Raw genomic sequence first — 13,947 nt, forward strand, 5'->3', positions numbered from 1 at the left:
TATGTACAAAGTGAAAGTGTATGTCAGCTTAAAAGAAAGTGTTTTAGATCCTCAAGGAAGTGCTGTTCAGCATGCATTGCATAGCATGTCTTACAAAGAAGTTCAAGAAGTGCGGATCGGGAAATACATGGAACTCACAATTGAAAAATCTGATCGTGACCTAGATGTTTTAGTGAAAGAAATGTGCGAAAAACTACTAGCAAACACAGTCATAGAAGATTACAGATATGAAGTTGAGGAGGTTGTCGCACAGTGAAATTTGCCGTGATTGTGTTGCCAGGTTCTAACTGTGATATCGATATGTTTCATGCCGTCAAGGATGAACTTGGTGAAGAAGTAGAATATGTCTGGCACACGGAAACAAGTCTTGATGAATATGACGGCGTTTTGATTCCAGGCGGTTTTTCATATGGCGATTATTTGAGGTGTGGGGCGATTGCTCGTTTTGCCAATATTATGCCAGCGGTCAAACAAGCGGCTGAAAAAGGAAAACCTGTCCTCGGGGTTTGCAATGGTTTTCAAATCTTACAAGAGCTCGGTCTTTTGCCAGGTGCGATGAGACGCAACAAAGAGTTGAAATTTATTTGCCGTCCGGTTGAACTGATTGTCGAAAACAACCAAACACCGTTCACTTCTTCTTATCATAAAGGTGAGGCCATTACAATTCCAGTTGCCCATGGTGAAGGAAATTTTTATTGTGATGAAAAAACGCTTACTGCATTGAAAGAAAACAAACAGATCGTATTCACGTACGGTACGAATATAAACGGAAGCGTCGCTGATATTGCTGGTATTACCAATGAAAAAGGCAATGTACTTGGCATGATGCCTCACCCTGAGCGAGCTGTCGATTCTCTTTTAGGAAGTGCCGATGGTCTTAAATTGTTTCAGTCTATCGTGAAAAATTGGAGGGAAACTCATGTCACTACTGCTTGAACCAAGTAAACAACAAATTAAAGAAGAGAAGCTCTATCAACAGATGGGTGTCAGTGATGAAGAGTTCGCCATGATCGAATCGATTCTCGGAAGGCTCCCTAACTATACGGAAATTGGGATTTTCTCAGTGATGTGGTCAGAGCATTGCAGCTATAAAAATTCTAAGCCCATCTTGCGCAAATTCCCGACAAAGGGTGAGCGTGTACTCCAAGGGCCTGGAGAAGGTGCTGGAATCGTTGACATCGGCGACAATCAGGCGGTTGTCTTCAAAATCGAATCACACAACCATCCATCAGCAATTGAGCCTTATCAAGGTGCTGCAACAGGTGTTGGCGGTATCATTCGTGATGTCTTTTCAATGGGGGCACGTCCGATCGCTGTTTTAAACTCTCTTCGGTTTGGTGAACTGACTTCACCTCGTGTGAAGTACTTGTTTGAAGAAGTAGTCGCCGGTATTGCCGGCTACGGTAATTGCATCGGCATTCCGACGGTCGGTGGAGAAGTGCAATTTGACAGCTGTTATGAAGGAAACCCGCTTGTCAATGCGATGTGTGTCGGCTTAATCAACCATGAAGACATTAAAAAAGGGCAGGCAAAAGGTGTCGGCAATACAGTCATGTATGTCGGAGCAAAGACAGGTCGTGACGGTATTCATGGTGCAACCTTCGCATCAGAGGAAATGTCTGATGCTTCAGAAGAAAAACGCTCCGCTGTTCAAGTCGGTGATCCATTCATGGAAAAACTGTTGCTTGAAGCATGCCTCGAGGTCATCAAATCTGATGCACTTGTCGGTATTCAAGATATGGGGGCGGCTGGACTGACAAGTTCAAGTGCGGAAATGGCTTCTAAAGCTGGTTCAGGAATCGAAATGAACCTTGATTTAATTCCGCAGCGGGAAACGGGGATGACAGCGTATGAAATGATGCTGTCAGAATCTCAGGAACGAATGTTATTAGTGATTGAGCGTGGTCGTGAACAAGAGATCATTGATATTTTTAATAAATATGATCTTGAAGCTGTTGCTGTTGGTCATGTTACAGATGATAAAATGCTGAGACTAATCCATCAAGGTGAAACAGTTGCCGAACTTCCAGTTGATGCATTGGCAGAAGAAGCACCTGTTTATCATAAACCTTCAAAAGTTCCAGTGTATTACAAAGAATTCCAAGACATGACTGTTCCTGCTTCAAAAGTGGAGAACGTCAAAGAAACACTGCTTTCCCTCTTACAACAGCCGACAATTGCCAGTAAGGAATGGGTTTATGATCAATATGATTATATGGTGCGGACAAATACAGTTGTTGCACCAGGCTCAGATGCTGGTGTCCTTCGAATTCGCGGGACGAACAAAGCGCTTGCGATGACAACAGATTGTAATGCCCGTTATTTATACCTTGATCCAGAAGTCGGTGGTAAAATTGCTGTTGCCGAAGCGGCACGCAATATCGTTTGCTCAGGTGCTGAACCACTAGCTGTTACCGATAACCTCAATTTTGGCAACCCAGAAAAACCAGAAATTTTCTGGCAAATTGAAAAAGCGGCTGACGGTATCAGTGAAGCGTGCAATATTCTTGGTACACCGGTGATTGGCGGAAATGTGTCACTTTATAATGAATCAGACGGAAAAGCGATTTATCCAACGCCTGTCATTGGAATGGTCGGTTTGATCAGTGATCTAACACATATTACGACTCAACATTTTAAAGCAGCTGGTGATTTGATTTATGTCATTGGTAAAACCCTTCCTGAGTATGCCGGAAGTGAGCTGCAAAAGCTGACAGAAGGAAAAATTTATGGGAAAGCTCCTCTAATAGATCTTGGAGTGGAACAAGCGAGACAAAAAATGTTGTTGGAAGCCATTCGCACCGGTTTCATTCAATCAGCTCATGACGTCTCTGAAGGCGGTCTCGCTGTAGCCCTTGCAGAAAGTGTGATGACAACAGAAGGTCTTGGCGCATCAATAATCTTTAATGAAGAACCTGCGTTACTATTTAGTGAATCACAATCACGTTTTGTCGTGTCTGTCAAAAAAGAACATCAGCTGGCTTTTGAAAAACTGGTGACAGATGCTATCCATCTTGGTGAAGTCACAGCTGATGCAATGTTCACCATTCAAAGTCAAGAAGGACAACAATGGATTCATGCGCAGACGAAAGAACTTGAAAGCGCATGGAAAGGAGCTATCCCATGCTTGCTGAAATCAAAGGCTTAAACGAAGAGTGCGGCGTATTTGGAATTTGGGGACATGAAGAAGCTCCGCAAATCACCTATTACGGATTGCACAGCCTCCAACATAGAGGGCAGGAAGGTGCAGGCATTGTGGCAACTGACGGCGAAAAGCTGTCAGCCCACAAAGGCCAAGGTTTGATTACGGAAGTGTTTCAAAATGGTGAGCTTGAGAAAGTGAAAGGAAGAGGAGCAATCGGTCATGTCCGTTATGCGACGGCAGGTGGGGGCGGTTTTGAAAATGTTCAGCCGCTTCTGTTCCGTTCACAAAATAACGGAAGTTTGGCGTTGGCGCACAACGGTAATTTAGTCAATGCTACACAGCTCAAGCAGCAACTTGAGAACCAAGGTAGCATTTTTCAAACGTCCTCTGATACAGAAGTACTTGCCCATTTAATTAAACGAAGCGGTCATTTCGCATTAAAAGACCAAATTAAAAACGCTCTTTCCATGCTAAAAGGTGCTTACGCTTTCTTAATTATGACAGAAACAGAAATGATTGTAGCGCTTGATCCGAACGGTCTCAGACCTTTATCAGTAGCCATGTTGGGTGATGCATATGTCGTTGCTTCAGAAACTTGTGCATTCGATGTAGTGGGGGCAACATATTTACGAGATGTAGAACCTGGAGAAATGCTGATCATCAATGATCAAGGAATGCAATCCGAGCGTTTTTCTCTTAATATCAACCGTTCGATGTGCAGTATGGAATATATTTATTTCTCAAGACCTGATAGCAATATCAATGGGATTAACGTCCACAGCGCGCGGAAAAACCTTGGTAAAAAACTTGCGGAGGAATCAGGAATTGACGCTGATGTTGTGACAGGTGTTCCTGATTCCAGTATTTCTGCAGCGATCGGTTATGCTGAAGCAACAGGTATCCCTTATGAACTTGGATTGATTAAAAACCGCTATGTCGGCAGAACATTTATTCAACCGTCTCAGTCACTTAGAGAACAGGGAGTGAGAATGAAGCTGTCCGCTGTCCGCGGTGTTGTCGAAGGCAAACGTGTGGTGATGGTAGATGATTCGATTGTCCGTGGTACGACAAGTCGGCGGATTGTGACTATGCTCAGAGAAGCGGGAGCGACCGAAGTCCACGTCAGAATCAGTTCTCCCCCGATCTCTCATCCGTGTTTTTATGGAATCGATACATCCACACATGAAGAACTGATAGCATCCTCCCATTCTGTGGAGGAGATCCGTCAGGAAATCGGTGCTGATACGTTGTCATTTTTAAGTATTGAAGGTCTTCTTTCTGGAATTGGTAGAACATATGAAGGAGAAAATTGTGGTCAATGTATGGCCTGTTTTACAGGGAAATATCCGACCGAAATTTACCAAGATACTGTGCTTCCTCATGTGAAAGAAGCTGTTCTGACTAAATAATGTAGCTGGTCAAAAAGGGCAGTTTCGAGAAGCTACTGCCCTTTTCAGTTTGAATGGAGTGATTGTGATGTCTGAAAGCTATAAAAATGCTGGAGTCGATATTGAAGCGGGCTATGAAGCTGTCAAGCGAATGCAAAAACATGTTGAACGGACAAAACGACTCGGTGTGATGGGCGGACTTGGCGGTTTTGGCGGAATGTTCGACTTGTCAGAGCTTCCATACAAAAAACCGGTGCTTGTCTCAGGGACAGATGGTGTCGGTACAAAGCTAAAGCTTGCTTTTGCGATGGATAAGCATGATACGATCGGAATTGATGCGGTAGCGATGTGTGTCAATGATGTCCTTGCTCAAGGGGCAGAGCCGCTGTTTTTTCTCGACTATCTAGCCGTCGGAAAGGCAGATCCGGTCAAAATAGAAGCGATTGTAGCAGGTGTTGCAGAAGGCTGTACTCAGTCAAGTTCAGCACTCATCGGTGGTGAAACGGCAGAAATGCCTGGTCTTTACACCGAAAATGAATATGATATTGCTGGTTTTTCTGTAGGTGTTGTTGAAAAAGATCAAATCGTAACAGGTGAAAACATTCGTGAAGGACATCTATTAATTGGACTTTCTTCAAGCGGTCTTCACAGTAATGGTTTCTCGCTTGTCCGAAAAATCCTTCTTGAAGAAGCAGGTCTTGATCTAGAGCAAACATATGCTCCGTTTGCCCGACCGCTTGGTGAAGAGCTATTAGAACCGACAAAGATTTATGTCAAACCAGTATTGGAAGCAGTCAAATCAGGAAGAATCGATGGAATGGCACATATCACAGGCGGTGGATTTATCGAAAACCTCCCGCGGATGCTGCCTGCTAGTTTAGGGGTGGAGATCGACAATGGATCTTGGCCAGTTCCTGAAATCTTTCCGTTTATTCAAGAAAAAGGCCAGCTAACATCTGAGGAAATGTTCAATGTCTTCAACATGGGAATTGGCTTTGTCCTCGCTGTAAAAGAAGAACATATGTTAGATGTCATTCAAACGCTCGAACAGCAAGGGGAAAAAGCATATTTGATCGGTCGAGTGAAAAATAGAAATGGTGTGACGTTTGGCGGTGCAAGACTTTCATGAAAAAAATTGCTGTCTTTGCATCTGGTAGTGGAACGAATTTTCAAGCGATCTTGCAACAATTGAAAGAAGACAACTGGAATGCGGAAATCGTACTTGTCGTTTCTGATAACCCTCAGGCAAAAGTTCTTGAAAGAGCTGAAACAGCGGGTATTCCGTTCTTCGCTTTTGAACCAAAATCATTTGAAAATAAAGCGGCATTTGAGCGGACTATCGTTGAACAGCTTCACCATCATGGAGCGGAATGGCTTGTGTTGGCCGGTTATATGCGGCTGATCGGTGATACATTGCTATCAGCCTACAGAAACAAAATCATTAACATTCATCCATCACTGCTCCCAGCTTTTCCGGGACTTGATGCGATTGGACAGGCGTACAGAGCAGGTGTGAAAGTTGCGGGAATTACCGTCCATTTTGTTGATGAAGGAATGGATACCGGACCGATTATCGCCCAGCGTGCTCTTCAAGTAGAAGAGAATGATACATTGACAACCCTTGAAGAAAAGATTCACAAACTGGAACATCAGCTTTATCCCCAAGTGATTAAAGATATTCTTGAACTAAATAGTAGAGGTGAAAAGAAATCATGATCAAACGTGCACTCATTAGTGTGTCTGATAAAACAAATATTGTCCCTTTTGTAAAAGAATTAACAGCCCTTGGCGTTGAAGTCATTTCAACCGGGGGAACGAAAAAACTGCTTCAAGAACATGGTGTTGATGTCATTGGTATTTCAGAAGTAACCGGTTTTCCGGAAATAATGGATGGCCGTGTTAAAACACTCCATCCGAACATTCATAGCGGACTTCTTGCTGTCAGAAGTAACGACCATCATATGGCACAGCTTCATGAACAAGGTATCAAACCGATTGATCTCGTCATTGTCAACCTTTATCCATTTAAAGAAACAATATCAAAAGTAGGCGTCACATTTGAAGATGCGATTGAAAATATTGATATCGGCGGTCCAAGCATGCTTCGTGCCGCAGCGAAAAACCATCAGGATGTCACAGTTATCGTTGATCCTGACGATTACAGCCCGATTCTTAGCGAAATCAAAGAAACAGGCGATATTTCACTTGAGAAAAAACGAGAGCTTGCGGCAAAAGTTTTCCGCCACACAGCTGCTTATGATGCATTAATCGCTGACTATTTAACAACTGTAACAGGTGAAAAAGAGCCTGAGCAATACACCGTCACATTTGAGAAAAAACAATCGCTTCGCTATGGAGAAAACCCGCATCAAGAAGCTGTCTTTTATCAACATGCACTGCCTGTCACCGGCTCAATTGCAAGCGCCACACAGCTTCATGGTAAAGAACTGTCATACAACAATATTAAAGATGCTGATGCAGCATTGCAAATTGTCCGTGAATTTCAAGAACCAGCAGCAGTTGCTGTCAAACATATGAACCCTTGTGGTGTCGGAGTCGGCAAAACGATTGCAGAGGCGTTTCATAAAGCATATGCTGCTGACCAAACATCGATTTTTGGCGGTATTATCGCACTGAATCGTGAGGTCGATCAAGCAACTGCTGAAGTACTTAAACAAATCTTCTTAGAAATCATCATTGCACCTTCATTCAGTAAAGAAGCACTTGAGATCTTAACGATGAAGAAAAATCTTCGTCTGTTAACACTTGATGTCGATCAGGCTCTCAAAAACGAAAAACAGTTGACATCTGTTCAAGGCGGTCTGTTGATTCAAGACCTTGATACACATGGCTTTAAAGATGCTGACATCTCGATTCCAACAAAAAGAGAACCGACTGAAAAAGAGTGGGCTGATCTAAGACTGGCTTGGAAAGTTGTCAAACATGTCAAATCAAATGCGATCGTACTTGCGAAAGATGATATGACAGTCGGTGTTGGTGCCGGACAAATGAACCGTGTTGGCTCTGCGAAAATCGCAATCGAACAAGCAGGTGAGAAAGCATCAGGTAGTGCACTTGGTTCTGATGCCTATTTTCCAATGCCTGATACAGTTGAAGAGGCGGCAAAAGCAGGTGTGACCGCAATCATTCAACCGGGCGGTTCGATTCGTGATGAAGATTCGATTCAAAAAGCGGATGAATACGGCATCGCCATGGTGTTCACCGGAATTCGCCATTTCAAACATTAAAGGGGGGAGCCATGTGAATCTATTGATTATCGGTAGAGGTGGCAGAGAGCACACACTTGCTTGGAAAGCGGCGCAAAGTCCACTTGTCGACACTGTTTATGTAGCACCAGGAAATGATGGGATGGCAGGGGTTGCGACACTTGTTGATCTTGATGAAGGAGACCATCAGGGACTTCTTGAATTTGCAAAGGATCACAATATAGGCCTGACCATCATTGGCCCTGAAGTTCCGTTAATAGAAGGACTTGCTGATCAATTCACAACAGCCGGTTTGCTAAGTTTCGGCCCAACAGCAAACGCAGCGGTGATCGAAGGCAGTAAACAGTTTGCCAAAGATTTAATGAAGAAATATCAAATTCCAACAGCCGATTATGAAACATTTACGTCATTTGAAAAAGCACAAGCTTATGTTAAGCAAAAAGGAACGCCAATTGTCATCAAAGCGGATGGACTTGCTGCTGGAAAAGGTGTGACAGTTGCACTGACAGAAGAAGAAGCGATCCGGTGTCTGCACGATTTTCTAGAAGATGCGAAATTCGGTGATGCCAGCGCATCTGTTGTCATTGAAGAATTTTTAAGTGGTGAGGAATTTTCTCTTATGGCTTTTGTCAATGGGGAAAAAGTTTATCCAATGGTGATTGCTCAAGACCATAAACGAGCGTTTGATGGAGACACCGGACCAAATACAGGGGGAATGGGTGCATATTCGCCGGTCCCGCAAATCCCTCAAGCAGTTGTTGATGATGCCATCAAAACAATTTTAGAACCTACTGCACAGGCGATGGTCAATGAAGGACGGCCATTTACAGGGGTTTTATATGCCGGTTTAATGCTGACAGAACACGGTACAAAAGTAATTGAATTTAACGCTAGATTCGGTGATCCCGAAACACAAGTCGTCCTCCCGCGCCTTGAATCAGATCTTGTCCAAGTGGTGCTTGATCTCTTGGAAGATCGCAAAGTCGAGTTAAAATGGAAAAATGAAGCGGCAGTCACGGTTGTATTAGCATCTGATGGATATCCGGAAAACTATCAAAAAGGCACACCAATCGGCACTTTACAGTCTGATCTGGAAGAGACCGTCGTTTTTCACGCAGGAACGAAAAAAAACGCTGACCAGTATGTGACAAATGGCGGTCGTGTTGCCAATGTCACGGCATTTGCCAATACATTTCAAGCGGCACGCGAAAAAGCATATCAAGCGGTTAAACAAGTTGAAAAGCCCGGGTTGTTTTATCGGACCGATATCGGTGTCAGGGCATTAAATCGTTAAAATGAAAAGAGGCTGCACTTTTTGCTGCGCCTCTTTTTTTGTTGTAGCTTTATATTTTGTTCAGATCATTCTATACGAATAGAAAACATGAGTGAAGCGGAAATAAAAAAAGATGTCATTCAGTAATTTGTAAGAAACATTACATTTGATAAAAAAGTGAAAATGATTTAATTAGAAAGATGTGAAAGGTCGATTTACTGACAGGATAAAATAACAAAAATACAGATCATACCCTTGAAAAAACTTAAAAGACATCGAAAAAAACGATAAGTGGGCGATTATCTTGAAATATATTATATATTAATATTATTAAATACCCATAAAAATCGTATGAAACACTCGATTTACAGACTATAAACATGTAAAAAACGCAACTAAAATATAGTCTTTGCAAGCCGAATCCTTATAAAGGAACTAAAGCAGGCAATTGTGCCTGCTTTAAACTTGTAAAGCCATAAAAATCGACTTTATTGTTCACTTTTTGTTAAAATAAGAAGAGAAATAAGTGTAAGGTCACAAGGCGTTTTAAAATTTGAGAGCTGTTGGCTGTCTTGTAGAAAGCGTTTTCAATACTCATTAATAGGATGTTCAGACAGTCTTACGAACGCCTGTTGATTTCTGCATACAACTAGGTGTGCTTTTATTGATGATTTGTTTCGCTTTTTTGGTCTTGTTCCATCGCATTTTGACAAAGGTATGTGGCAGGGCAAAATCTTAGAATACCTGAGCCAGCTTTTAGTGCTCCCATAAACATGCACATCAGTGTCATCTTGCACCAAGGTTTTCTGATAAGCTTTGCTGTTGCTGCAGATAAAATGGTCAGCCCACAGGCAATGCGTAATACAGCGTCAAACAGATCAATATTTTGTTTCATTAAAATTCCTCCCTTTAACATTTTCAAAAAATTGTAACGATTTGGGAATGTGTGGCAATAATAAATGTGTTAACATGGGATCACTACAAGTAAAGGAGAGTATGTGAATGATTGAACGCACCCTAAATTGGAAAAACAAACACATCAGGTCGCAAGTTGATGTCGTCAGTTCAAGGATGCTGCCAACGCTCCTTTTAAAAAATGCATTTGTACTGAACCCGTATTTAAAGCAATGGATTTACGCAAATGTTTGGATCCATCATGACAGAATTGTTTATGTTGGTCGTGAGCTTCCTACATCAGCTGTTAAACATACGATAGATTGTAAAGGAAAATACATTGTACCTGGATATATAGAACCGCATGCGCACCCTTTTCAAATTTATAATCCCCAAACATTGGCGGAACATGCATCACAATTTGGCACAACGACATTTGTGAATGATAACCTGTTTTTGCTTTTGAATTGCGGAAAAAAGAAAGCGTTTACGATATTAGAAGAATTAAAAAAACAGCCTGTTCACTATTTTTGGTGGTCAAGATATGATCTGCAGACAGAAGTGTTGGATGAGGATCATATTCTTTCGATCGACTACCGAAAGCATTGGGGAGAACATCCTGATGTCATTCAAGGAGGAGAAATGACTGGCTGGCCTCGCCTTTTGGATGGGGATGATTTAATGCTACATTGTATGCAATGTACGAAAAAGAGAGGGAAGCGAATTGAAGGTCATTTTCCAGGCGCATCTCAGAAAACACTGACAAAGATGAAGCTGTTTGGTGCAGATGCCGATCATGAAGCAATGACAGGTCAAGAGGTGTTGGAGCGGCTTGAACTGGGAATGTATGTTGGATTAAGGAACTCTTCAATCCGCCCCGACTTAAGAAAAATTTTACAGGAGCTTCATCAAGAAGGCTTTCATTATTATGACCATATGTTTTATACGACAGACGGTGCCACACCTCATTTTTATAAGGATGGCATGACAAATGAGCAAATAACGATTGCCCTTCAAGAAGGTGTCCCAACAATTGATGCCTATAATATGGCGACATTCAACATTGCGAAATACTATCAGCTTGAAGACCTTCTCGGTGTTGTTGCCCCTGGAAGATTTGCAACATTTAATATTTTAGAGAGCCCTGACAACCCGACGCCTCTCACAGTCGTGGCAAAAGGAGAGATTTTAAAAGCAAACGGTATTGATCAACAGATGTTTTCAGAGCCAGAATGGAAAAAGGGAGGTCTTGTCCCGCTACAACTTTCATATGATTTAACGATGGATGATCTGCAGTTTTCCATGCCGCTCGGTTTGAAAATGAGGAATGCCGTGATTATGGAACCGTATACGATTCAGATTGACAATTCTGTTGATCAGCTATCTTTTGAGCATGATGAAAGCTATCTTGCTCTTTTTGATAAAAAGGGAAAATGGCGTGTCAACACAATGCTAAAAGGTTTTGCTACCCATGTTCAAGGCTTTGTCAGCTCTTATTCAACAACGGGTGATCTGCTTGTCATCGGCAAAAATAAACAAGATATGTTACTCGCGTTTAAACGGATGAAAGAAATTGGCGGCGGTATTGTGTTGGCGGAAAACGGAAAAATACTTCATGAGATTCCTCTTCATATTAGCGGTGGTGCATCAAATGAGACGTATAAGACAGTGCTTGAAAGGGAAGAAACGTTAAAAGAACTTCTTTTTGCGAGAGGGTATATGTTCAATGATCCAATCTATACGTTATACTTTTTGCAGAGCACACATTTGCCTTATATTAGGGTGACGCCAAAAGGGATCTTTGATGTGATGAAAAAAACTGTACTCTTTCCATCGATAATGCGTTAAAATATAAAAGAGCAGGGGTTAATATTTGATGAATCGATATGTAAGAGTGCTGATTTACAGTGTTTGTGTTTTTTTACTTGTTTCATGTGCGAATCGGGAAAATAAGAGCAATGTCTATCCACTAACAGGAACCAACGCGGAAAAAGCTGTTGTCGAGCGGCCGATTGCGGTGATGGTGAACAATCATCCGAAAGCACGGCCGCAGTCTGGATTAAGCAAAGCGGATGTTGTGATTGAGGCCCTAAGTGAAGGATCGATCACCAGATTTTTAGCGATCTATCAAAGCGAAATGCCAGAAGTGGTCGGTCCGGTTAGAAGTGCGCGTGAGTACTTTATTGAATTAGCGCTTGGGTTTAATGCTCTGTATGTTCATCATGGTTGGAGCCCAGGTGCTAGGGAAATGCTTGAAGGCGGTGCTGCTGACTACATTAATGGTCTCAATGATGATGGCAGTACATTTTGGAGAGCAGATTTTCGAAAAGCTCCCCATAATTCGTATACTTCATTTAAAAACATAAAAAAAGCTGCTGGTGACAAAGGGTATTCTCTTGAATCTCATACAGGACCACTATCTTTTCAAACAGATGAGACAACACCTGATGAAGCGCCTGTCTCGGTTCGTTTCAATTATGGAACAAATCAGGTGAAATATCGTTTTGATCAGAATGTGAACGGGTATGTGAGAAAGTCTGACGGTATTTTGACAACAGATATGGAAACAGAGGAACCGATTGTTCTGCAAAATATTTTAATCGTAGAAGCAGAACATCAAGTCAAAGATCACAAGGGAAGACGAAACATCGACCTGCGTTCTGGTGGACAAGGATTACTTCTTTCAGGAGGTCAGCTTCATAAAGTAAGCTGGAAAAATGAAAACGGTCGTATAGTGCCAGTCATGGACGGGAACATCGTCCCTTTTGTTCCGGGAAAAACCTGGATCAATATCATTCCTGATCTCAGAGAGGTTTCTATTAGCAAAGGAGAAGGTGTTTAACAATGCAGATCGATAAATTACGCGGAAGAGAGCTTGACCAGCTTTTTCATTCCATTCTATCATTGAAAGATCTTGAAGAGTGTTATCGTTTTTTTGATGACCTTTGTACAATAAATGAAATTCAATCGCTGGCTCAGCGGCTCGAAGTGGCTAGAATGCTTCGCGAAGGCAACACATATCATAAAATCGAATTGGAAACCGGCGCAAGTACTGCAACGATTTCCAGGGTGAAACGCTGTTTGAACTATGGTAATGATGCTTATACAATGGCACTTGACCGTGTAAAAGAAACCGAATCATCTTCATAATGTTTTTCTAGAGATATCGCTTGGCTTTTAAATGTCCAAGCGATTTTTTTTTGCCTATTGATCGTTTTCAAAAAAGGTGGGGAATTTGTTATAATGTTTAAATGGAAAGAACGATTGGAGGAGCTTTTTTCATGTATGATGTTACCGAGTGGAAGCATGTCTTTAAACTCGATCCCCATAAAGAAATAACAGATGAGCAACTTGAACAGCTATGTGAATCTGGCACGGATGCAATTTTGATTGGCGGAAGTGATCATATTGCAGAAGATGATGTATTGCGATTGATGTCAAAGGTTCGGCGTTTTTTAGTTCCGTGCATTCTCGAAATTTCGACAATTGAGGCGATTGTGCCGGGATTTGATCTTTATTTTATCCCGACTGTTTTGAATAGTCGGGATCGGAAGTGGATTGTTGGTCTTCATCAAGAAGCGATGAAAGAGTATGGAGAGTTGATTTCACCAGAAGAGATTATTGTTGAAGGCTACTGTATTTTAAATCATGACTGCAAAGCAGCGGCGTTAACAAATGCCGATACAGCGCTTGAACTAGAAGACATTAAAGCATATGCGAGAATGGCTGAACATCTTTTTCATTTGCCGATTTTTTATTTGGAATATAGCGGAATGTTTGGAGATGTGGAGATCGTTAAACAAACAAAAGCCGTGTTGACCAACACGACTTTGTTTTATGGTGGCGGAATTACCAGTTATGAAACAGCGGTTAAAATGGCTGAGCATGCCGATGTCATTGTTGTTGGAAATGTGATTTATGATGATTTTAAAAATGCATTACAAACAGTTAAGGCTGTTAAAAAATAAAACAAATTCGTTTATAATAGAACATATGTTTGAGAAAAGGCGGTGAGCAGTG

13 protein-coding genes are annotated in these 13,947 nt (G+C 41.9%); 12 read left to right on the forward strand and 1 reads right to left on the reverse strand.

The genetic code is table 11. The annotated features are described in order from the left end of the window. Position 1: 1 nt before the first annotated feature. The 8 genes from purS to purD all read left to right on the forward strand — a co-directional run bounded on the left by purS (position 2) and on the right by purD (position 9,054). Positions 2–256 (forward strand): phosphoribosylformylglycinamidine synthase subunit PurS, encoded by a 255-nt coding sequence (gene purS / locus PDT38_RS12160; protein WP_046130445.1) that lies wholly within the window; start codon positions 2–4, stop codon positions 254–256. Then, positions 253–936: a phosphoribosylformylglycinamidine synthase subunit PurQ gene (purQ, locus tag PDT38_RS12165; RefSeq protein ID WP_270801890.1), complete on the forward strand. Its 684-nt coding sequence runs from the start codon at positions 253–255 to the stop codon at positions 934–936. The genes purS and purQ overlap by 4 nt, the downstream gene beginning before the upstream one ends. Further along, positions 920–3,148 carry a phosphoribosylformylglycinamidine synthase subunit PurL gene (purL, locus tag PDT38_RS12170; protein ID WP_270801892.1) on the forward strand — a complete coding sequence of 743 codons (2,229 nt, stop codon included), beginning with the start codon at positions 920–922 and terminating at the stop codon, positions 3,146–3,148. Before purQ ends, purL begins: the two co-directional genes overlap by 17 nt. Then, a complete protein-coding gene (purF, locus tag PDT38_RS12175) occupies positions 3,124–4,554 on the forward strand; it encodes an amidophosphoribosyltransferase (protein WP_270801893.1) in 1,431 nt (476 codons plus the stop codon). Before purL ends, purF begins: the two co-directional genes overlap by 25 nt. Positions 4,555–4,621: 67 nt before the next feature. Beyond that, positions 4,622–5,662, forward strand: coding sequence for a phosphoribosylformylglycinamidine cyclo-ligase (gene purM, locus PDT38_RS12180; RefSeq protein ID WP_270801895.1), 1,041 nt, complete (start codon positions 4,622–4,624; stop codon positions 5,660–5,662). Next, positions 5,659–6,249, forward strand: a complete 591-nt coding sequence (purN, locus tag PDT38_RS12185; protein WP_270801897.1) for a phosphoribosylglycinamide formyltransferase — start codon at positions 5,659–5,661, stop codon at positions 6,247–6,249. Before purM ends, purN begins: the two co-directional genes overlap by 4 nt. Continuing rightward, on the forward strand, positions 6,243–7,781 hold the full coding sequence (gene purH, locus PDT38_RS12190) for a bifunctional phosphoribosylaminoimidazolecarboxamide formyltransferase/IMP cyclohydrolase (RefSeq protein WP_270802150.1): 1,539 nt from the start codon (positions 6,243–6,245) through the stop codon (positions 7,779–7,781). Before purN ends, purH begins: the two co-directional genes overlap by 7 nt. A 13-nt stretch (positions 7,782–7,794) precedes the next feature. Next, positions 7,795–9,054: a phosphoribosylamine--glycine ligase gene (gene purD / locus PDT38_RS12195; RefSeq protein ID WP_270801898.1), complete on the forward strand. Its 1,260-nt coding sequence runs from the start codon at positions 7,795–7,797 to the stop codon at positions 9,052–9,054. Between the two features lie 640 nt (positions 9,055–9,694). Here purD and PDT38_RS12200 read toward each other — a convergent pair. Then, positions 9,695–9,928 carry a YgaP family membrane protein gene (locus tag PDT38_RS12200; protein WP_270801899.1) on the reverse strand — a complete coding sequence of 78 codons (234 nt, stop codon included), beginning with the start codon at positions 9,926–9,928 and terminating at the stop codon, positions 9,695–9,697. Between the two features lie 107 nt (positions 9,929–10,035). On the opposite strand from PDT38_RS12200, the gene PDT38_RS12205 reads away from it, so the two are divergent. The 4 genes from PDT38_RS12205 to PDT38_RS12220 all read left to right on the forward strand — a co-directional run bounded on the left by PDT38_RS12205 (position 10,036) and on the right by PDT38_RS12220 (position 13,895). Then, positions 10,036–11,775, forward strand: coding sequence for an adenine deaminase C-terminal domain-containing protein (locus PDT38_RS12205; protein WP_270801901.1), 1,740 nt, complete (start codon positions 10,036–10,038; stop codon positions 11,773–11,775). Positions 11,776–11,803: 28 nt separating this feature from the next. Beyond that, a complete protein-coding gene (locus PDT38_RS12210) occupies positions 11,804–12,769 on the forward strand; it encodes a DUF3048 domain-containing protein (RefSeq protein WP_270801904.1) in 966 nt (321 codons plus the stop codon). Positions 12,770–12,771: 2 nt separating this feature from the next. After that, the gene (locus tag PDT38_RS12215; RefSeq protein ID WP_270801906.1) at positions 12,772–13,077 is read left to right on the forward strand and encodes a YerC/YecD family TrpR-related protein; all 306 of its coding nucleotides are present in this window, start codon (positions 12,772–12,774) and stop codon (positions 13,075–13,077) included. Between the two features lie 131 nt (positions 13,078–13,208). After that, the gene (locus PDT38_RS12220) at positions 13,209–13,895 is read left to right on the forward strand and encodes a heptaprenylglyceryl phosphate synthase (RefSeq protein ID WP_270801908.1); all 687 of its coding nucleotides are present in this window, start codon (positions 13,209–13,211) and stop codon (positions 13,893–13,895) included. The last annotated feature ends 52 nt before the right edge of the window (positions 13,896–13,947 follow it).

It is taken from the genome of Bacillus changyiensis (genome assembly GCF_027706145.1).
Lineage (GTDB): Bacteria > Bacillota > Bacilli > Bacillales > Bacillaceae > Bacillus > Bacillus changyiensis.